We start from the raw sequence: 21,484 nt of genomic DNA, 5'->3' as shown, positions 1-21,484 counted from the left end.
TAATAATGATCAAAAACAGGATAGTTGAACTAAAAGAAATCTTCAAAAGCAAAAATCCAAAGGTGTCAACTTATTCGAAGAAATATTACGAGGAGTTTTTGAAGCAAGATGACAGGGCTAACAAAATTGTAAGGCAGTTGCATGAAAAAGCAAGAAAAAAGAATAAGAATAACATCCTTGTTGCAATTAGAGAGGATGCTAGTCTTCAATCATATCAGAAGGAATTAGAAGACAGATATCATCACTTTCTGGAAGCTAAAGAAAAATCTAAATAGCTATTAAGTGATGTAGATTGTAATTTTTATAGATATGGAGGCAAACTTAAAGTTTGCCTCCTATTTAATCACTGTAAAATTCCCCCTTTATTGCATAAATAACTACATTGTACTTACATTGCTGATGATATTAAATATTTATTATAGTAGATAAATTGAATAGGATATAAGGGGGAGATAGATTGAAGTTATTAACTTTTATTCTGGCTTTTTTCGTTATATTTGTTCCAATGTCCGGTGAGGTTTCTGCTTTACAATTACACAGAGTTGAAGCAGGTGAAACTTTATTTGAAATATCGAATCAATATGATGTGAATTCTGAGGAATTAAGTGAATTAAATCTATTAAAAGATGTTAATTTAGTTTATGATGGACAGGCCTTACTAATACCAAAAGAAGGCGAAGATACACATGTTGTTAGTGAAGGGGATACACTGAATAATATAGCCAGTCACTACGGGTTTAGCATTGAGGAGTTAACTGAAATAAATGATATTGAGGACTCAGATGTAATTTATATTGATCAGGAAATCACGCTTCCAAGAATAGTGACTATGCCTCCTCATATAAGCGCTAGTTCTTCAGGTACTTCTAACTCATTAGAAACTGTTGAAACTAATGAAATAAAAGACACAAAAGTTGTTAATGATGAAGCTGATATCGAAGATAATGTTATTTCAACTACACAGGGTTTATTAAGCCTTTACCCTGATAACTTCTACCAAAGAGGATCTACTGGTGAGAAAAAAGTTGCACTAACTTTTGATGATGGACCAGACTCAAAATATACTCCGCAAATATTGGAGATCCTAGATGAGTATGATGTACCGGCAACCTTCTATTATGTAGGCCAAAATATTGAATCTTATCCTGATGTTTTAAAAGATACAGTTGACAGAGGACATGAAGTAGGCAATCACAGCTGGTCTCACCCGAATTTAAGATATTTACCAGAAGATGAATTTGAAAAGGAAATAGACAAAACAAGTGATATAATTAAAGAATATACAGGAGAAGAAGCAGCTACGCTTAGACCACCTTATGGGGATTTGGATATTGATAATATGCCGTATTTAGTTGAAGAAAATTATAATGTAGTCAATTGGTCTATTGATACCTGGGATTGGTGGAATATGGATTCGGATAAAATATTGATTAATGTACTAAAAGATTTGCACCCTGATTCAATAATACTGCTTCATTCTGCAGGAAGTAGTGAAGGTTATCAGTCAACTGTAGACGCACTGCCGGAAATAATATATAATCTAAAAGTAAGAGGTTATGATTTTGTAACTGTAAGTGAAATTATTTAAAAAAAAGGCCTTCAAAAGGCCTTTTTATTTTAAATAATTAAAGAAGGAGGCTGAGCCATTGTTTAAAAACTCATTAAAGATAGCGAGAATTTTTGGAATTAACGTAGAAGTTGATATTAGCTGGATACTGGTCTTTTTGTTATTTACATATAGCTTGTCTGTAGGCTATTTTCCTAATGTCGTACCAGAATATGATGAGTCTATCTATCTAATTATGGGAATTGTTGTAACTTTATTGGTATTTTTATCTGTCCTTGTTCATGAATTTGCGCACTCACTTACTGCTATTAAAGAGGGTATTTCAATAAAGAGGATAACACTATTTATTTTTGGTGGAGTTGCTCACCTAGAAGAAGAACCAACTACACCATCTTCTGAACTAAAAATAACTATTATGGGTCCCCTTTCGAGTGTGGTACTTGGATTTATTTTTGGTGGGTTGTATTTACTATTTGAGTCTGGAACACCAATTGGCGAAGGATTATTTTTCCTTGCCAGGATAAATTTTGTAGTAGGCATCATAAATCTTGTTCCTGCATTTCCTTTAGATGGGGGAAGAATATTAAGGTCCTTGATTTGGAAATTTAAAAATGACCTTGTGAATGCCACTAAAATATCGGTTTATGCTGGTAGTATATTTGCTTTTTTACTTATATCTTTTGGTTTTATAGTTATTTTTACAACCTCTTTAATTGGACTATGGTATGTGCTTATGGGATGGCTATTATACCAAGCAGGTCATTCAAGTTATACACAGGTGGTTCTTAAAAACAGCTTATCGGGCATTACTGTTTCAGATGTAATGACAGATAGAGTAATTACTGTTCCGCCATATATTACTGTAGAGAAATTAATTGATCAATTTTATAAATATAAAGTAGGCGCATTTCCTGTAGTTGAAGATGATGGAAGTGTAAGTGGTATTGTTACCTTGAATGGTGTAAAGGGCATCACCAAAAATAAATGGTATTTAACAAGGGTTGATGATATAATGACTCCAACAGAAGAGTGCTATGTTCTAACACCTGACGAGGAAGCTGTAGAAGCCATGATGAAAATGGCTAATAATAATGCTAGTAGAATATTAGTCATGGAAGATGGTGAACTTAAAGGAATACTTAGTAATACTGATATGATGAGGCTTATAAAAATGAAATCTATGTTTGATGGCATTGCAGAGCAGTAAATTTCGTAATAAGGTCTAATGATATCGGCATCATTAGACCTTATTACTTTTTTTCTCATCAATATGTTTGCAACCTTTATAACTAACTTGATTGTTTTTAATTGCTTTTTAGTTTTTTTGCAGTTTGAACGATTCTTTCTCCAAGGATTTTGGCTCTATTACAAGCATTATCGTCTTCCTTAACATTTTTTTGACCAACTGGCCCCTGATGTCCTGCATCTGTTGAGAAACTTCCGTCTCCAACAACAGTCATACCTTGAATTAGCATCATATCGTGTAAGGTGCGAAGAGTTGTTTCTTGTCCCCCGAATCTTGCCCCTCCTACTGCTATTGCACCTCCAGGAACATCTAATAGTTGTTTCTTCGTCCTAAGTGCTCTAGTTTTGTCCCAAAAAGCTTTTAACTGTCCGGAAACTGTACCAAAATAAACAGGACTTCCAAGTATAATTCCATCAGCGCCTCCAAGCTTACTTAGAACTTTATTTATATTGCTATCTGCACATTCAATATCTTCACAAGGATGAGAACAATGGGAACAAAAAGGGTTATCAGATTCCATCATTTTCTTGCCTATTTGAATAATTTCAATTTCGCTAGCACCGTGGTCTCTTGCTGAATTAAGGGCTATTTCGAGCAAGTGATTTACATTGCCATTGGTGTTTGGACTGCCGTTTAGACCTAAAATATACATTTTTTATGCCTCCTTTAAAATTTATTATTTAGCTACAAACCTACTATTTTTTACATAAAACTATACAGGGTTTATCTTTGTCTTTATTAGCCCCTATAACCCTATTTATTCTATTGAAAAATCCAATTTTATTATTTTCAAAATAATTCCCCCGAGCAACATAAAGTGGGGGAATTAAAAGGTTTAGTTAATTACTCAACTTCTTGATTAACTCTGCAACGTTTTTTCCGACTCTTCTACTGCTTTCCATTGCAAGGTCATCTTCTTCAACACTTTGTTTAAACTCCAGTTTCTTTCCATCGAAATCTTCACACATGGTTCCCATAGCTCCAAGGCTAATAATAGGTTGTTTGCCTTTTCGATCACCTACTACTAATAATCCATGTCCTATCAAAAAGTGTTGTATAAGTTCTAGGGTTAATTCTTGTCCTCCATTTCTTAGTCCTGCATGTACAACACCTGCTCCTACTTTATCTTCTAAATAATTTTTGGTCATATGTAAGGGTCTTGTTCTATCCATGAAAGTTTTTAACCTGCCTGTCACGTTAGAAAAATAAACCGGAGAACCAATTATTATACCATCAGCTTCCTGGAGTTTATCATACAATTCTTTCATATCATCGTTATCTATCTTACATTCAGGTTTAAAAAGACATTTATTGCAGGAGATACATGGTTTTATTTCATAATCAGTAATTTCAACTAGTTCGGTACTAGCACCCTGCTTTTTAGCTTCTTCTAATGCTGCGTTTAGCATTTTTGATACATTCATACCTTTTCTATGGCTACCATTGATAGCTAAAATTTTCATTTTATATTCCTCCCAAGAGATAATTTATTTTTAATTTAAAAATAAGAGTTGATAAATCAACTCCAATCTCATAAAATACTATAACACGAGAAAAAAATTCTGTAAATTAATACTATTTGCTTAACCCCCTTTTCTAATTATATATGAAGGATTTTGATTACCGCTTAAAGAACATTGTGTAGATAAATATTTTTACTTATGAGGAGGTAAATGTTTTGGAGGTTAAAGTAAAAGGAATAGGTACTACCAATGAGGGTGATGGATATGCGGTTTTGCTTTCTGATATGGAAGAAACTAAAGTTCTACCTATAGTAGTTGGTCCTTTTGAAGCTCAGGGAATTATATCAATACTGAAGGACTATGAACCTCCACGTCCTATGACTTATGATTTAACTAAAACTTTATGCGAAACTCTAGAAGGATATATAGAAAAAATAGTTATCACAGATGTCAGAGAAGATATATTTTATGCTGAAATTTATCTTCAAAGTGGAGGTGTTACACATAAAATAGATTCTCGTCCTAGTGATGCAATAGCGTTGGCGTTGAGATTTGAGGCACCAATTTTTATAAATTTCCAACTAGTTGAATTTACTTGCGACTATGAGGATCTACTTGATGAACAATAAAAATGAACAATAGATAAGTAAATAATGATATATAAATATAAATTAGTATAATACTATTTATCTGTATTCATTGAAAGGAGTTGTTCCATAATATGTCTATAGCATATATTAATGGAGAATATTATAACTTAGAAGATGCCAAAGTCTCTACTTTTGATAGAGGATTTTTATTTGGAGATGGCGTCTACGAAGTTATATATATAAAAAATGGTGGGATTTATCAATTTGATGAGCACTTAGACAGATATTTTGATAGTGCTAAGGGACTTATGTTAGAAAATTATCCAGGTTATGATGAGTTAAAAGAACTCTCCGAGGAACTTATGAACAAATCAGAGATAAACGAAGGATTAATATATTTCCAAGTTACTAGAGGAATTGCTCCCAGGCAGCATGATTTTCCTAAGAACGCAAACCCTACTATATTTGCTTATATTATTCCAACTTATGTTGAACCTGAGGAAGAAGAAAGAAGAAGAACAAAAGGCGTTAAGACAATTTTGGTGCCAGATGAACGCTGGGATAGATGTTATATAAAAACTATAAACCTTATTCCAAATTGTATCTACAAAGAAAAGGCTAAACAGGAGGGCGCATTTGAAGCTATCCAAGTCCATGAAACAGCTGGAGTTACTGAAGGAACTAGCACCAGTATTTTTGGCATAAAAGACGGTGTCTTATATACTGCCCCGGAAGGAAAGAGGGTACTACCTGGAGTTACGCGTAAAACTGTTTTAATGCTAGCAAGAGAAGTTGGGATACCTTATGAGGAGGTCTTTTTAACTAAAGAAGAATTATTAAACTGTGATGAAGTTTTTTTATCTAGTACTAGTTGTAGAGTTATGCCAATAAATCAAATAGATATGATGAGTTTCGAAGTATCAAAATATGAAATAACTTTTATGCTGCAAGAAAAATTAGATGAATATATAGAAAAAAATACAAAAAGATAAATGAAAAAAGATAATTAAATTTTAGCAGGTCGCGGCAACCCTGCTATAAAAAAAACAGGGGGTATAATAATTGAATAAAAACAAAAAGCTTTTTCTTTTATCTAGTTTATTTATTACTTCTTTGCTTGTTTCTAATATAATAGCTGGCAAATTGGTGGAAATATGGAATTTTACTGTTCCCGCCGCTGTTATTGTCTTTCCAATAACTTTTTTAATTACAGATACGATTAATGAAGTATGGGGAAAGAATACTGCTAAACAAGTTGTATGGCTGGGGTTTTTTATGAACATTTTAATGTTACTTTTATTTCAAATTGCTTTGTGGTTGCCACCAGCTGAAGGATGGGGATATCAAGCTGCTTTTGAAGCTGTGTTTGGTACAGTGCCTCGAATGGTAGCAGCTAGCTTAATGGCTTATCTTGGATCACAAATGTTTGATGTATGGTTTTTTAATTTTTGGAGGAATATAACCAAAGGAGAACATCTATGGCAAAGAAATAATTTTTCAACTATATTAAGTCAGTTATTTGATAGTGTAATATTTATAGGTGTAGGTTTTTTGGGGACGGTTCCAATGCCGGTATTGATTACCATGATAATCAGCCAGTATGTTATTAAGTTATTTTTTGCAGTATTAGATACACCATTTTGTTATTTAACTGTCAATTGGGCAAAAAGAGAATTAAGTAAGGAGGTAAGGACCAGTGAATGACAACGAGAAAAAATATGAAGACAGAAGGTTTGATACAGCCACAAAAGAGGACGTTGATGTAGAAATATTAGAAGCTATTGATTATGATTATCCAGGGAAAAAGACAGAAGTGGAATTTGTATACCCGGAGTTTACATCTGTATGTCCTTGGACCGGACTGCCGGACTTTGGTACGCTGACAATTAAGTTTGTTCCTAAAGAAAAACTTGTTGAATTAAAATCCTTGAAATATTACCTTCACTCCTATAGAGATGTTGGTATTCTTCAGGAGCACGTAGTTAATGAAATTTTGAATCACCTTGTTGATTTAATTGAACCTTTGTCAATGGAAGTTACAGGAGATTTTTATCCTAGAGGAGGAATAAAAACTGTAGCTAAAGCAAAGTTTCCTTAACTTAATTTAAAATAATAAAGGAATTTGAGTTAAATTATAGAAATATTAAAATGATAAATAAATAGTGCGAAATGGAGGAATTCAGGATGGAAGTGAATAAGGGGAACGACCTTGCTGTTATTTATCCGGGAAAGAGAATAGATATAACAAATTCAGGAGAACTAAAGGATAAGCTTCTGGAACTTTATAATGAAGGATACAGCAATATAGATGTAAACTTCGAAAATGTTGACGGTATAGATAGCTCTGGACTGGGTAAGATACTGCTTTTTCAAAAGAAGTTAAAGGAAAGAGGAGGAAGACTTAAGGTGACTAATGTGAAAAACGAAAATGTTAAAAGTATGTTTACATTAATTCATTTGGACAAAGTTATAGATATGGAAGAATAATTAATTAAAAAGGTTACACTAGGGGGATTAGTATGCCCGATAAACCTGAAGCACTTGAAAAAGAAATAAAGACAAATTTAGGATATTTAGTAGAAATATCTGAAAATCTTATTAGTAAAACAGATAATTATTATTCTATAGTGCATGAGACGCTTCCAGAAATTGAAAAAAATATTGACTTGACCAATCAAGAAACGGAAATTTTAATTGATTATTTTGTTGACTCTCAAGATGTTGATGACTTAAAAGATGCTTCCTTAGATTCGTTTTTTGTTTCTAGAGTATTAAAGGAGATAAAAGAAGAATTTGAAAAAGTAAGTGATTTATTAATTAATAAATCAGAGATCGACGAAATACTTTCAAATTTTTCAGCTATCAAAGATGGAGAAAAAACATCTTTTGATAATTTTTTAGAACTATTAAAAGAGATGGAAAATATACTCTTAAAAGTGAAAGAGATATCTTATAATTCTATAATTTTTTCTGCAAGGTTAGGTACTGAGGGTAAAGGATTTAATGTTATATCTGATAATCTTAGGGAAACTTCAAGCACTTTAGAAAAAAATATTAATAACATTAATAGTTCTACCGATGAGCTTATAAAGTGGCACGGAGATTTTAAGGAGAAAATCAATGATATAACTAAAAAAAGAGAAAGAGCAGTTGAAGAACATAGTGAAGATTTAGATGAAAACTTAATAATAATATTAAAATCAATGAAATCTATTAGTGAATTATTGAAAGATTTGATTCAAAATGTCAAGAATGCGACAGAACCATTTCAGGAGTTAATGACATTTATACAGCGCCAGGATATTATAAGACAAAACTTAGAGAATTTAATAAAGTGCCTTCATGTTTTAGAGAGAAAATTTGATGAGCTACAGTATTTAATTACAGAAGATACAGACGATGAACATCATAAAACTAACAACGAGTTGTATGATGCTGAAAATTATAATGAGATCGAAAATCAAGATCATGATTATGGAGAAGATGATGATGATGAATATAATAAAGAAAAACAGGATGGCCATCAAGAAGATAAACAAAAAAAAGAAGATAGGATACTAGATTTAATAACTTTCCTAGATCGAGGCATAGACTTATTATCTCAACTTGGAGAAAATGTCAAAACACAACTTGAAAATTCTTTAAACGATATTATTAACACTTCTGAAAATTTGGTAGAGAATCTATATGAGGTGAAGAATGATTCAAATCAATTATCTGAATTTTTGGCATCAGAACCTTCTTCTCAAGCTAATGAAGATGTTGAAAATAAAGAAAGGGAAGCAAGTTCAGCGGTCGGACATACATTTAAGGAATTAACTGAATCCATGGATGATTTCATCCATCTCCTTAAAGAAGTTAAGGGCGATGTAAATGATTTGATTGACCAAAAAAATTCTTTTGATGTAAATATAGACAATCTGAGTGAAGGTTTAGAGAGAGTTTATAAACAGGTTAACTTTTTAAAGAAGGTCAAACTGCTTTCAAACATTGAAGTTAGCAGGCTTGATAATCAGGGTAAGTTAGTTGGAGATAGGATAAATACAATTGTAGAATTGATACAAACAAAAGTAAATGATAATAAAAATGCTTTTGAGAAGTTAAAAGCTGATCTAAATAATGATTTAGATAAATTTGATGAGTTGGTCATAGAAAATCAAAATACTATCAACAATTCACTTGAGGATGTGGAAAATTCAGCCAAAAAAGTAAAAACTGCAAAAGATGCAATATCAAGTGCTGTTATAACTTTAAGTCAGGAAGTAGAAAATCTATATAATAAAACCCAAGTAATAAATGAAGAGTTAAAATCGGCTGATGATATATTTAGATTTACAAAAATGTTGACTGACTATTCTAAAGAAGTTTCAAATAAGGTTAAAGCTGAAAAGAAGAGAATAATGGATTATTATAATATTACTGAGTGGGAAGAAAGTGATAATGAGTTAGTGAGTTTCTTCGATCAGTTTACTACTTATTTAGAAAGAGCTAAAGCTAAACAGTTTTTGTCTAAAAACGAAAGTGTAGACGATAGTGAAGATAGTGATGTGGAAGATGATTCTGAACAATACAACGATATAGACGAAGGTTCAGAGGAAGGAGAACTAACTTTATTTTAATGAGTAGTAATGCCAAAAACCGGGTTGAAAGTATTGATAATTTTAGAGGATTTGCAATAATTTTAATGTTTATAGCTAATTTTATTGTACTTTTTGTTAAGAATCCGCCAGATATTATAAGACATGCGGAGCCAGGGATGATTTTACCATTAGATTTTGTGGCTCCCTTTTTTGGTTTTGCAATAGGTCTTTCTTTTCCTTATTTTATATATAAAACTAAAATGCTAGAAGCTACTCAGCCAGCAAAAAGATTTTTTTTCCGCGTGATTATTTTATACATTGTAGGAGCTTCGCCTAATTTTTTATACCGGCTTATGATTTTTGAAGAAAGTGTAGCTAATGCATATCTTAATAGCTGGAGCATCCTTGAAACATGGGCTTTAGGGCTTTGCCTTATAATTCTTTTAGTTAAATTAAATTTAACTAAAAGGATTTTTGTGTCTGTAGCAATTCTTTTTATTTACCAATTCGTATTGTTAGAAATACCTGGAATATATTCTTATGTATACAGTCAGGCTGAAGGTGGAGTTGTATCTGTTTTATCCTGGTTATTCGTAATTATTAATGGAACTGTTATTGGTGAGCTTATTGTCAATACTAATAAGTTAAATTTAATAAAAAAGTCTGTTCTAATTAGTTTGCTCAATAGTATTGTAGGCTTGGCTTTACACTTTGGACAGATTACTCCAATGACTCGGTTAGATGTAAGCGCATCTTATATGTTCTTTTCAGCAGGTATTTCTATTTTTGTGTTTTTACTGTTCCATCTTTTTTTAGATAACTATGGAAAAGTTTTTCGTGAAGTGGGAATGTATCCCTTACAGGCGTGGATTTTGCAAAGCCTCTTTTATGTACCTGTATATTTAACAATAGGAGGAGCATACTTTGATTGGCCTGTTGGGGGAGTTATAGCTTTGTTTGGTGTTGTTACTTTGGTTATAATTGACAAATATTTAATAAAGCTAGGGATTAAGCTAAAAGCCTAGGTGATAATATGGTTGATGAAGTTGAAGTTTTTTTTGAAAAAGAAAATATAAATTACAAAAAATATATATTTTGTAAACAAATGATATCAACTGAAAGTATATCAAAGGCAATGAGCGTGGATAAAGCTCAGATATTAAAAACTTATCTTTTAAAAAATAATAAAGATAAGTTTTTTGGTGTGGTTTTATCTGGACAAAAGACCCTAAACATGGATGAAATAAAAGTAAAGCTAGATGAAAATTTTTTAACTAAAGTTAATATTGAATTTCTATCACCGATTAGTTTGACAAATAAAAAAATAAATACGATTTACGACAAAAATATATTGAGTTATGATATAGTTAATATTGTTACAGATTGTAATAAAGTTTGTTATGAAGTTACTACCAAAGACCTTTTTAGAATTCTTTCCAAAATACTAGTAAGTGAACTGTAATGTTACTATTGAATCGAAAGGAGATAATTATTGGTTATGAAAAAAAAGAAATTAACTTTTTACACACTTTTAGTAATGACTGTGTTTTTGGCTGTGGGAGCTAGTTTAGGCGGTTGTACAAGCGATGAATCAAGTAATGAACAAAGAGAACAAAAAGAAGAAGAATACAAACATGATGGTTCAAAAGAAAAAGAAAGATTTGAAAGTCTGGATGAAAAGTCGCTAGAATTAATTGAACAAGAGAAATATCATGAATTAATTGAAAACAGAAGAGATAACAAAATAGATTACAATTACAGTCTTGAGTATGACGTTATTGTTGTAGGTACAGACCCTGAGGGGATCTCAGCAGCAGTTTCAAGTGCTAGAAACGGAAATAAAACCCTTTTGATTGACGATAGAAGTAGGTTAGGTGGATTAATGACAAAAGGTGCTTTAAATACTATTGATATGAACTACAACCCTGACGGTGAAATTATAACTCGTGGTATATTTATGGAGTTTTTTGAGCAGATAGAAGGGGACTCATTTAATACTAATACGGCAGAAGAAGTATTTGAAGATATGGTGTTTGGAGAAGAAAATTTGACCTGGAAAAAAGAAAAAAATGTTCTAGGGCCTATTGTGGAAAATGGAAGTGTTAATGGGATAAAAACATTACAAGATGATAAATTAATTAATTATGGTGCTAAAAGAGTTATCGATGCAACCCAAAATGGTGATATGGCTTTTCTTTCTGGGGTACCATATACAGTGGGCCTAGAAGATGCAGGAGTGATAGGGGAGTATCAGGTCTCTACCCTTGTCTTTAAAGTTGAAAACATAGATTGGAATACTATGTCAAGACACTTAAATAGAAGCGAGGAAGCTAGTTATCAGTCCGGTGCTACGGATGTATCAGCATGGGGATTCTTACGAGAAATGCAAGAATATGAAAGCAAAGATGAAGATATACGAATGAGAGGTCTGAACTTGGGTAGGCAAGGAGAAGATAGTGCTTATGTTAATGCGTTACACATTTTTAATGTAAATCCTCTTGATAAAAGCTCCATAGAAGACGGAAGAGAACAGATTGAAGAAGAACTACCCAGAATAGTTGAGCATATGAGAGAGAATTTGGTTGGGTTTGAGGATGTAGAACTTGTTGGTGCGGCCGATGAGTTTTACCTAAGAGAGGGACGTCATATTCAGGCAGAATATAATTTGACTATTAATGATGTAAGAGAGCACAGGGACTTTTGGGATAAAATAGCCTTTGGTTCGTATCCAGTTGACTTACAACCCACAGGCAGACATAATACAGGTTTTGTACTAGACGCACCCGATAAGTACTCTATTCCATTTAGATCTTTAGTTCCTTTAGAAGTCGATGACCTGTTGGTAGTGGGTAAGGCGGCAGGTTTTGACTCACTCTCACATGGGTCTGCAAGGGTAATCCCTATTGGTATGGCTACTGGTGAAGCTGCCGGAGTGGCAGCGGCTCACTCGATAAATAATGAAAAAGGTTTTAGAGATATTTCACAAAATGAAGATTCAATCGAGCAGATTCAAGATACGTTAAGACAACAGGGAGCTTATTTGACTGATTTTGACTACTCTTTTGTAGGGGAAGATCGGTGGACTTTAGATGGGATAAGGTTTATGAACTCTTTAGGCCTTGTATATGGGGGCTATGACAATAATTTTGGATTTGATGAAAATGTGAAAGGAGACCAGTTAGAAAATATGCTTAACAATGCCCTAAGAAGAACATTTAGTCATGTAAGAGATTTTTCTGTGGATAATGGAGAAGATTATATTAAAGCGAACGATATTTCAAAAGTGTTCTTAGAATATATTGAAGAATTTGGCAGTGAAGACTTCGATGACAGTGAAGCTTTTAAAGAAGCTATTTCTGTCGGTATAATAAGCGAAGATACTGCAGATAAGCTCCGTGAAGATGAAGCGCTAAAAAGAGATGAAATCTATGCATTAATTGAAGAATTTGTAAACTACCTGGAAGATAATAATATTAAAGATGACTATTTGGAACAGCTTGTAGTAAAAGGAGAGGAAATAAATAGGGCTAGATTTGAAATTACAGAAGATGATCAAATATACGTAGATATAGCATTGTTAAACAAGGTTCTAGATGTTGACCAATTTTTCTTTGATGTAGAAGAGCTAACTTATAGGTTAAGAATAGGAGATTTAGAATTAAAATTATCGATGGAAACAGATGAACTTGTCTGGAACAATGATAAAGAAACAAATCTGTCAAATAAATTTGAAATGTATAACGGACGCCCGATGATTAGTGCCAGTGATTTTGAAAAATTAGCTGGTGTTATTGCGGATTATGATGCTAATGCCAACATTATTACTATAGAATAATAGGTATAGTTTGCCCGGTCTTTTTAGGCCGGGTAAATTATATTTTGATATAATTAAGATTAATTTATAATTCAATTTTATAATGTTGTTGGGGGGTTTAGCTATTTTAAATTTTGATAAGAGAAAAATAATTATTTATACTATACTAATTGTTAGCCTTATACTTAATTTGTATAATTATAATAAAGTTAATGAATTAATAGATAAAAATAAAAGGCAAAATCATAATCTTGTTTTGGAAACTATAACTTATATGGAAAGTTATTTAACAGAATTAATAGTCTATTTAGAAGAAGCAAAAGAAGAAGATTTTGATGAAGTAAGAGAGGCGGAACTTAGAGAACGAGTAAATAAGAATTTTATTTTGATGACAAAAATGTCTGATAATATTGATCCACATGAAGTTAGATTTCCATTTGGAGGAGATGACAAATCTTTAGAAGTATATAATAATATTAAAAACCTTGTAGATACTATATCGTTAATGAGAGTTAGTCCTCCATTATTTATGGCTGATTTAAATCGCCTTGGAAATTTTGCTGAAAATAATGGGTATTTAAAAGAATTTTTAGTGGATTATAGTATGGAGGTTATAGAATTAAAAGAAACCCTGGATTATAAAGAACCAGGGTTAACTCCGGACGAAAAAGAAGTTATTGTTAATAAAACATACGAAATGAATAAAACTTACTGGGAATGGAGAGAGGATAATGTTAATTGAAAAGGGTGATTTAAACGTTAATGGAAGAATCTAAGTGCTTTAAAACTTCATCAATTTTATTAATATTTTCTGCATAACCATCTGAACCAATTTGTAACCATAAATTTTTATTTAAATTGAATAAAGGACCACCAACTATAATTTTTATGTCATTATCGTTACTTCGAACGGCTTTAATGGTATTAATTACTGTATCTTCATTAAAATTCATTGTTGCAGATAACATTAACAAGTTTATTTTGTATTGCTCAACAAACCACACTAAGTTTTTGATAGGTATGTTATCTTCAAGCAAATAAGTATCATAGCCCAATACTTCGAGATAATCATTAATAATTCTAATACCAAAATTATGTTCTTCACCACATACTGGAAGAAGTGTAATCTTCTTATCTGCTTCTTTGTCTGCAAATGAAGGCACATTCTCCTTTAGTATTGTTAAATAATCTTTTGAAAATATAGCAAACCTTGATACATCTGAAACATCTATTTTTCCTTGATTCCATAGAAGGCCGATATGTTCCATAGTATATTCAAATAATTCTTGATAAACTTTTTTAAGACCATTTTTAGTATTTATACTGTCAAAGAAAGATAAGACAATATTGCTTGCTTTTTTCTTGTCATTGGCAAAAAAAGCATTTATAAATTCTTTGGCATCGTGGGTTAAATACCAACCTTTATTATTAAGTGCCTGATGTCCTAATAGATAATCGATATAAACATTAAAAATACCTGCTAGCTTTATCAGAGTGTTATGATCTGGAAATCTAAGTCCTTTTTCATAGTTTGCAATAGTACTTTGAACAATACCAAGCTTTTCTGCAAGTTGCTTTTGACTTATCCTTTTTTTTGCTCTGAGCTCTTTTAAACGACTTCCAAAGTTTGACAAGGCATTTCCCTCATATCTTTAAGTATTTTAGCTCTTTTTTATTTTATCAAAAATGTAGATAAATTTTAATATCAAAATTAAATTAAACTTGTTAAAATAACATAATTGAGATAAAATCTATCCTGTGAATAGCTTTATCTTTTAGTTTGGAGGTTAAATTTTGGAAAGCAATGAAAAGATAGTTGATTACCAATTGCCAGGTAAAACAATAAAATTTAAGATAGTTGAAGATGTTGAAGCATTAATAACTGACCCCAATGATCCTGATAAAGTCCCATGTTGGGCAGAACTATGGCCCGCTGCTAAAGCGATGGCTTTGCACATTTGGGAAAGGCTCGACTTTACAGATAAGACAGTTTTAGAGTTAGGGTGTGGCCTTGGCTTACCAGGTATAACTGCAGGGTTAAAAGGAGGGAAAGTTACTTTTTCTGATTTCAATGAAGATGCAGTTAATATGGCATTAAATAATGCAAGGTTAAATGATATAAAAGATTATGACAGTTATGTTGGTGACTGGCGAAGCTTTGACTTAGATACAAGATATGATGTAATTTTGGCTTCAGATATTTGCTATGATCCAAAGCTAAATACATACTTGGAAAGAATATTTATGGATAACCTTAGATCAAATGGTGCTTTAATAGTGTCTCATCATAATAGACCCGATACAATACAACTTTTAGATAGCTTGAAGAATAAAGGCAGTTGGTCAGAAGCAATTTATTATAAGACTATAACAGTTGCAAACTCATTGTTTCCTTATTATGCTATTACCATTAATGAATTAACAAAGTTATGATTATAACTCTTTGCAGGTTTGTGAGAATTTTGATAAGATAAATAGTGGTGTTACATATTTTTATTAATATATAAAAATTTTTATACAAGGGAGGAAGTTCTTGTGGGCATGGAAGATGGTTGGATAACTGCAGTATGGATTCTAACATTAGTATCAGCAATAGTTTGCATAAGTTATGGTGCAGTTAATTGGAATAAAGAAGATGATGCATCATGAATCTTCTTTTGCTATCAGTTATTATTTTAATTTTTTTGGCTATACTAACGACATTAGCTTATCACGCATACAAACAGACAGTAACAGATGAAGACTATCTGATAGCAGGAAGAAATATTAATCCTGGGGTTATGGCTCTTTCTTACGGAGCTACATTTATTAGTACGTCAGCAATAGTTGGGTTTGGAGGAGCAGCAGGATTATTTGGATTTAGTCTTCTTTGGCTTGCTTTTTTAACCATTGTTTTGGGTATAATGGTTGCTTTTGCTTTATTTGGAGTTCGTATAAGGAAAATGTCTGTTAATCTTAATGTTAGTTCATTTCCGTCTTTGCTTGGACGCAGGTATGATTCAAATTTCTTAACAGTTTTTTCTGGTTTTATGATATTTATTTTTATGCCTGCTTATACGAGTATAATCCTAGTTGGAGGAGCTCGTTTTTTTGAGGAAGCTCTAGAGATTGACTATAACTTAGCTCTTTTTATTCTTGCGATTATTGTGGGAGCCTATGTTTTATCCGGAGGCATAAAAGCAGTTATGTACACAGATGCTTTTTGCGCTTTGGTAATGTTGGTAGGAATGATTGCACTATTAATTACTGCCTATTCTGTAGTAGGTGGAGTTATTAGTAGTCATCAGGCATTAACAGATTTGAGTTACATGATTCCCGAAAACCTTATTGAAAAAGGGCATAGAGGTTGGACTGCAATGCCAGAACCTGGCTCTCAAATTTGGCTGCAAGTTATTACAAATATCATCCTTGGAGTTGGAATTGGAGCTTTGGCACAACCTCAGCTGGCTATGCGTTTTATGACTGTACCTAGCACTAAGTCTCTATATCGTGCTATTGCGGTCGGTGGTTTTTTTATATTTTTTATGACTGGAACAGCCTTCATAGTTGGACCACTAAGCAATCTTTATTTTTATGAAACTACTGGTATGATTAGTGTAGAAGCTGCAGGCGGTAATACTGATAGTATAATACCACTTTTTATTAGTGAAGTTATGCCGTCATGGTTTTTGTACTTATTTATGGTAACCTTAATTTCAGCTGCTATTTCTACATTAAGCTCCCTTGTGCATGTGCAAGGGACAGCCTTGAGTAAAGATATAATTGGCCCTTTATCAAGTAATGATAATGATAAAAAACAGGATAATACTTTGCTTGCTAGAATTGGGGTTTTGATTGCAGTTTTATTAGCTATTTTGTTAGCTTATGTATTACCAGGAAGTATAATTGCTAGAGCTACTTCATTTTGGTTTGGTATTTGTGCGGCCAGTTTTCTACCAACTCTGATTGGGACTTTGTTTTGGCCTGGTAGTAGTAGAGTTGGAGCTATATCTAGTGTAGTTACTGGCTTGACAGTTAGTATTTTTGGATATGTGTTTCTTCATATATCTGAGTCAGAAGTTTTAGGTTTATCTCGTCTAATTTTTGGAAAGGATGCGTTATTGCCTTTTCCATGGACTCATATTGACCCCTTAGTGTATTCTATAATTATATCAGGAATAGTTTTTGTTGTAGTAAGTCTTTTTACAAAACCTGTTTATAACGAACATCTTGAAATTTGTTATAAAGGTGTAAAAAAATTATAAATCGTAATCAGTTATACGATAAAAATTAGTCCTAAGATTTGTTTTTTAGGACTAATTTTTAAGCTTTAATCTTGGTTGTTAGTTTTATAACTTCATCAACATCAGGATCAACAATAACTCTAGACAAGATATTCCTGATTTCTTCTATATTAATTAACCCACCGAAGTTTATTACATCATTTTCCTTAATGTTAAGAACTTCTCTTTTTTCGATATTATATCTTTTTCCTTCATGACCTTTTGATTTTTTGATTTCATCTATAAAAGTGCTCGGATATAGTTTTATACCATATGGTTCCTGATAAACAGTAATTAGTGTTATGTGTCCTGACTTACTAATACATTCTTTAATATAGATAGGAGATGAAGTGTCTACATCAATTGCAAATCCCCACATTAAATAATAACCTCCCGTTTAATTTATTTAATATTAGTATTTTCATTTTGCGAATATTTACTATAGAGGATTTGTTGAAATAGTCTCCACGTATTCTTGTGGCTTTAGTCATTGAGAGGTTCACGTATCACTAAATAAAGTGGTATAATATCATTGTTAAGAAAAATTCGAATGTTTACACAGGGGTGAATAAAGTGACATTAACTATTGGAATTGACGTAGGTGGCACTCATACAGACGCGGTATTAATATCTCGGGATAAGGTTTATAAAAAAGCAAAGATACCGACCGATCATGATGATTTATTAGACTCTACTTTGCAGGCCATTAAGGCTATCTATGATCCTGAGTTGTGTAAAAACTTAAGTAGGATATGTCTTAGTACCACTCTATCTACCAATGCAATTGTAGAAAAAACATATGATAAAGTAGGTCTTCTAACTTTACCCGGACCAGGCATATCTCCTCTAAATTTACCTTTTTTTGAACATTCTAAAGTTTTAAAAGGTTATATTGATCATAGAGGAAAAGTAATTGAAGATGTAGATGAAGATGAAGTAAGAAAAGCTGTAAAAGAATTTATAGAAGAGGGATCCCAATATATTGCTGTGGTGAGCAAATTTTCTAATAGAAATCCTGAATTAGAAGAGAAAGTAGAAAACTTGATCAAAAAAGACTTTCCAGAGATAGAATATATCTCCTTAGGTCACAGAGTTGCAGGGAGGCTTAATTTTCCCCGAAGAATTTGCACTTCATATTTTAATGCTGCAATTTATAGAAGGCATAAAAGTTTTGTTGAATCGGTCAAAAACTCTTTGCAGGAGATAGGGTTAAATGCTCCTACATTTATCTTAAAAGGAGATGGTGGCACATTAAGCCTTGAAGATTCGGTTAAGCACTGTGTACATACAATATTATCTGGACCAGCAGCAAGTATACTTGGAAAGATGGCGTTAACAAGCGAACATAGTTCAGCATTTTTATTAGATATAGGAGGAACGACAACAGACATAGGCTTGATGCTAAATGGGTCACCTGTATTTAAATCTGGAGGAACTGAAATAGGTGGTTACAAGACTAGTGTCAGGGGGCTTTATTCACAGTCGCTTGGAATTGGAGGAGATAGTGCAATATCTGTGGAAAATGGTGATTTAATGATAGGCCCAAGACGCGAAGGTCCTGCTATTTTATATGGAGGGCCAGTCATTACCCCTACTGACGCAGCAGCATATATTGACAGTAAAAATGTTATTACTGATGCAGACAGTAATTATAAAATTAAAAGGATAGAATCTGAACTAAAATCTTTAGGTGATAAGCTTAATTTGTCTCCTGATGAAGTTGCAAAAAAAATTATGGAAAATAGCTCAAGAATTATAGGTGATAAAATCTTAGATGTATGTAGGAAGTTAAGTAACCGTCCGGTATATACGGTTAAGGAAGTTTTAGAACCTTTTAAGCTTGAAGTTAACAAATTAGTTGGAATAGGAGGACCCGCTCATCTATTTTTACCATATATAGCAAAATATTTAGAAACAGAGTATGAATTGGCCCCACATCATGAAGTGGCGAATGCTATTGGAGCAGGAGTGGCAAGACCAACAACTGTTGTTACTGTTCATTGTGATACAGCTTCTAACTACTATGTTATTCCTGAGATGGGAATTAAAAAAGATGCTGAGGGTATAAACGACATTGTCTCAATAGCCAAAATAGCTCGCAATGCTATAAGTGAACGAGCGAAGAGAAGAAAGGGTTATGAAGAAGTAGATGTGTCTAGAGAAACGGAAATAACTTATACTGAAGAATTTAATGTAGTAAGAGATTTTACAACTATAGGAAAGATAATTGAGCTTGGTGCCCAAATAAAACCCGGTCCTGTATTTACCTTAAATAACTCAAAATAATGATTCTGGTGCAAAAAGTCTATTCACATAAGTAAAGTGTTTTTAATTGATATTAAAAACAAAACTTTGCTCATGTGACTTTTTGCACCAGAATCAACAATAAGTTTTTAATTTGTTTATTATTTTAGTGCTATTATATTTTATAAGGTAGGTGTATTAATATTGATGAAAGCTAATAATAAGACAAGTGTTTTGTTTTTCCCAGCTTTTGATTGGGCTATTTCACCTAATCATCCTGAAAGAGAAGAAAGATTACTTTATACAAGAGATCAGATATTTGAAGAAGGGTTAATGGACATAGAAGGTATAATTGAATATCCACCTGAAATATGCAATTTGGAAGATATTATTAAGACTCACATTTGTGTTACAGAGCCTGAAGACATCTTAACTGAGTCTCACTTGATTTCAGCCGGCAGTTGTAAAGCTATCGCTGATTCTGTTTTGAAAGGAGAAGTTGATAAAGGGATTGCACTAGTTAGGCCGCCCGGGCATCATGCAATGCTTGTAACACATGGCTCTAGAGGGTTTTGCAATATAAATATTGAGGCAGTAATGGTTGAGTATATAAGAGATAATTATGACGTTAAAAAAATTGCAATTATTGATACAGATGCACATCATGCAGATGGTACCCAGGACATCTATATAAATGACCCTGATGTGCTTCATATATCTGTTCATCAGGACGGGAGAACTATATTTCCTGGTACAGGCTTTCCCAATGACTTAGGTGGACCTGGTGGGTTTGCCCATACGCTTAACATACCAGTTCCGACTAACACAACTGATGAAGGGCTTTTATATATTATGGATAACTTAATTGATCCTGTCCTAAAAGATTTTGAACCTGATTTAATTATAAATGCTGCCGGACAGGACAATCACTTTACAGATCCGCTTACTATGATGAATATTACTGCTGGAGGTTATGCAGAGCTAACTAAACGCCTTGATCCGGATATTGTAGTATTAGAAGGAGGCTACTCTATAGAAGGAGCTTTGCCATATGTCAATGTGGGAATAATATTAGCCCTTGCTGGACTCGATTATAGTAACGTCAGGGAACCAAAATTGGACCAATTAGACATGAAAAGCTCACCGAAAATTATGGATCAGATAAAAGATTATGTAAATCATCTTTCAGAAGTGTATAATTTAAGAAAAGATATTAACTTAGATGAGTACTTTGGTAGTAAAGATAGTTATAAGAAAAACAGAAGTATATTTTACGATACAAGTGGTCTACTAGAAAAGCAGAGGGAAGAATTTTTAAAATGTGATAAATGTAGTGGTGTTAGAATAGTAGAGTCAAGTGTTTATGGAAGAAATGATATTATTTCTATAATAGTACCTAGAAATGCTTGTGAGGCCTGTCAAAATAAAGCTGATAATTTGACGGATGATTATGTTACTTTAATTGAAAAATATGATTATGTTTATATACAGGATCACTCTAGAAGAAATTATAGCAGATTTCCTGAATATAAATTCTAATTTGTAAGATTTTATGGTATAATTATTATTACGGATAAGATACATCTCCAATAAATAAGTCGCTTAGTGGCTAAATTATTTTAGTAGGGAGACTAACTTTCTTCCTACTTTTTTTGATAAATAATAAGTACAAATGACTAATTAAGTTATTGCAGAGTAACCTAAACGTATTAAAGGAG

22 protein-coding genes are annotated in these 21,484 nt (G+C 32.4%); 18 read left to right on the top strand and 4 right to left on the bottom strand.

Annotated features, from left to right (window positions below; genetic code table 11):
* Positions 1-5 precede the first annotated feature (5 nt).
* The 3 genes from ACONDI_RS07205 (at position 6) to ACONDI_RS07195 (ending at position 2,774) form a co-directional block, all read left to right on the top strand.
* A complete protein-coding gene (locus tag ACONDI_RS07205) occupies positions 6-275 on the top strand; it encodes a hypothetical protein (protein WP_241080791.1) in 270 nt (89 codons plus the stop codon).
* A 182-nt stretch (positions 276-457) separates the two neighbouring features.
* A complete protein-coding gene (locus ACONDI_RS07200) occupies positions 458-1,588 on the top strand; it encodes a polysaccharide deacetylase family protein (protein ID WP_241080790.1) in 1,131 nt (376 codons plus the stop codon).
* A gap of 58 nt (positions 1,589-1,646) precedes the next feature.
* Positions 1,647-2,774: a site-2 protease family protein gene (locus tag ACONDI_RS07195; RefSeq protein ID WP_241080789.1), complete on the top strand. Its 1,128-nt coding sequence runs from the start codon at positions 1,647-1,649 to the stop codon at positions 2,772-2,774.
* 97 nt (positions 2,775-2,871) lie between these two features.
* Here ACONDI_RS07195 and ACONDI_RS07190 read toward each other — a convergent pair whose 3' ends face one another.
* Together ACONDI_RS07190 and ACONDI_RS07185 are read right to left on the bottom strand one after the other, a co-directional pair.
* The gene (locus ACONDI_RS07190; RefSeq protein ID WP_241080788.1) at positions 2,872-3,465 is read right to left on the bottom strand and encodes a flavodoxin family protein; all 594 of its coding nucleotides are present in this window, start codon (positions 3,463-3,465) and stop codon (positions 2,872-2,874) included.
* Positions 3,466-3,652: 187 nt separating this feature from the next.
* Positions 3,653-4,276 carry a flavodoxin family protein gene (locus tag ACONDI_RS07185; RefSeq protein WP_241080787.1) on the bottom strand — a complete coding sequence of 208 codons (624 nt, stop codon included), beginning with the start codon at positions 4,274-4,276 and terminating at the stop codon, positions 3,653-3,655.
* Between the two features lie 215 nt (positions 4,277-4,491).
* Here ACONDI_RS07185 and ACONDI_RS07180 point away from each other — a divergent pair, with 215 nt between their 5' ends.
* From ACONDI_RS07180 to ACONDI_RS07135, 10 genes are all read left to right on the top strand, one after another.
* Complete coding sequence (locus ACONDI_RS07180) at positions 4,492-4,905, top strand: bifunctional nuclease family protein (RefSeq protein ID WP_241080786.1); 414 nt, start codon at positions 4,492-4,494, stop codon at positions 4,903-4,905.
* A 92-nt stretch (positions 4,906-4,997) separates the two neighbouring features.
* Positions 4,998-5,858 (top strand): aminotransferase class IV, encoded by an 861-nt coding sequence (locus ACONDI_RS07175; RefSeq protein WP_241080785.1) that lies wholly within the window; start codon positions 4,998-5,000, stop codon positions 5,856-5,858.
* A 70-nt stretch (positions 5,859-5,928) separates the two neighbouring features.
* Entirely contained in the window at positions 5,929-6,570 is a 642-nt protein-coding gene (locus ACONDI_RS07170) for a queuosine precursor transporter (protein WP_241080784.1), read from the top strand.
* Entirely contained in the window at positions 6,563-6,964 is a 402-nt protein-coding gene (queF, locus tag ACONDI_RS07165; RefSeq protein ID WP_241080783.1) for a preQ(1) synthase, read from the top strand. Before ACONDI_RS07170 ends, queF begins: the two co-directional genes overlap by 8 nt.
* Before the next feature lie 86 nt (positions 6,965-7,050).
* Positions 7,051-7,353, top strand: a complete 303-nt coding sequence (locus ACONDI_RS07160; RefSeq protein ID WP_241080782.1) for an STAS domain-containing protein — start codon at positions 7,051-7,053, stop codon at positions 7,351-7,353.
* A 32-nt stretch (positions 7,354-7,385) separates the two neighbouring features.
* Positions 7,386-9,485, top strand: coding sequence for a hypothetical protein (locus ACONDI_RS07155; RefSeq protein ID WP_241080781.1), 2,100 nt, complete (start codon positions 7,386-7,388; stop codon positions 9,483-9,485).
* The gene (locus ACONDI_RS07150) at positions 9,485-10,471 is read left to right on the top strand and encodes a heparan-alpha-glucosaminide N-acetyltransferase domain-containing protein (RefSeq protein WP_241080780.1); all 987 of its coding nucleotides are present in this window, start codon (positions 9,485-9,487) and stop codon (positions 10,469-10,471) included. Before ACONDI_RS07155 ends, ACONDI_RS07150 begins: the two co-directional genes overlap by 1 nt.
* Positions 10,472-10,479: 8 nt before the next feature.
* A complete protein-coding gene (locus ACONDI_RS07145) occupies positions 10,480-10,908 on the top strand; it encodes a YbaK/EbsC family protein (RefSeq protein ID WP_241080779.1) in 429 nt (142 codons plus the stop codon).
* 36 nt (positions 10,909-10,944) lie between these two features.
* Positions 10,945-13,281: an FAD-dependent oxidoreductase gene (locus tag ACONDI_RS07140; protein ID WP_241080778.1), complete on the top strand. Its 2,337-nt coding sequence runs from the start codon at positions 10,945-10,947 to the stop codon at positions 13,279-13,281.
* A 253-nt stretch (positions 13,282-13,534) separates the two neighbouring features.
* Positions 13,535-14,002 (top strand): hypothetical protein, encoded by a 468-nt coding sequence (locus ACONDI_RS07135; protein ID WP_241080777.1) that lies wholly within the window; start codon positions 13,535-13,537, stop codon positions 14,000-14,002.
* Positions 14,003-14,012: 10 nt separating this feature from the next.
* Here ACONDI_RS07135 and ACONDI_RS07130 read toward each other — a convergent pair whose 3' ends face one another.
* On the bottom strand, positions 14,013-14,894 hold the full coding sequence (locus tag ACONDI_RS07130) for a cobalamin-dependent protein (protein WP_241080776.1): 882 nt from the start codon (positions 14,892-14,894) through the stop codon (positions 14,013-14,015).
* 160 nt (positions 14,895-15,054) lie between these two features.
* On the opposite strand from ACONDI_RS07130, the gene ACONDI_RS07125 reads away from it, so the two are divergent.
* The 3 genes from ACONDI_RS07125 (at position 15,055) to ACONDI_RS07120 (ending at position 17,504) form a co-directional block, all read left to right on the top strand.
* Positions 15,055-15,693 (top strand): class I SAM-dependent methyltransferase, encoded by a 639-nt coding sequence (locus tag ACONDI_RS07125; protein WP_241080775.1) that lies wholly within the window; start codon positions 15,055-15,057, stop codon positions 15,691-15,693.
* 108 nt (positions 15,694-15,801) lie between these two features.
* On the top strand, positions 15,802-15,909 hold the full coding sequence (locus ACONDI_RS15755) for a symporter small accessory protein (RefSeq protein WP_338086487.1): 108 nt from the start codon (positions 15,802-15,804) through the stop codon (positions 15,907-15,909).
* The gene (locus tag ACONDI_RS07120; protein WP_241080774.1) at positions 15,906-17,504 is read left to right on the top strand and encodes a sodium:solute symporter family protein; all 1,599 of its coding nucleotides are present in this window, start codon (positions 15,906-15,908) and stop codon (positions 17,502-17,504) included. Before ACONDI_RS15755 ends, ACONDI_RS07120 begins: the two co-directional genes overlap by 4 nt.
* A 58-nt stretch (positions 17,505-17,562) precedes the next feature.
* On the opposite strand, the gene ACONDI_RS07115 is transcribed toward ACONDI_RS07120, so the two are convergent.
* Positions 17,563-17,901: a hypothetical protein gene (locus tag ACONDI_RS07115; RefSeq protein WP_241080773.1), complete on the bottom strand. Its 339-nt coding sequence runs from the start codon at positions 17,899-17,901 to the stop codon at positions 17,563-17,565.
* A gap of 194 nt (positions 17,902-18,095) precedes the next feature.
* Between ACONDI_RS07115 and ACONDI_RS07110 the strand changes: the two genes are divergently transcribed.
* Together ACONDI_RS07110 and ACONDI_RS07105 are read left to right on the top strand one after the other, a co-directional pair.
* Complete coding sequence (locus ACONDI_RS07110; RefSeq protein WP_241080772.1) at positions 18,096-19,808, top strand: hydantoinase/oxoprolinase family protein; 1,713 nt, start codon at positions 18,096-18,098, stop codon at positions 19,806-19,808.
* A gap of 165 nt (positions 19,809-19,973) precedes the next feature.
* Positions 19,974-21,305 carry a histone deacetylase family protein gene (locus tag ACONDI_RS07105; protein WP_241080771.1) on the top strand — a complete coding sequence of 444 codons (1,332 nt, stop codon included), beginning with the start codon at positions 19,974-19,976 and terminating at the stop codon, positions 21,303-21,305.
* Positions 21,306-21,484 lie beyond the last annotated feature (179 nt).

This window comes from Natranaerofaba carboxydovora, assembly GCF_022539405.1.
Taxonomy (GTDB): domain Bacteria; phylum Bacillota; class Natranaerobiia; order Natranaerobiales; family Natranaerofabaceae; genus Natranaerofaba; species Natranaerofaba carboxydovora.
Note: the sequence above shows the minus strand (reverse complement) of the source record. Positions and strands in the feature narration are given on the sequence as shown.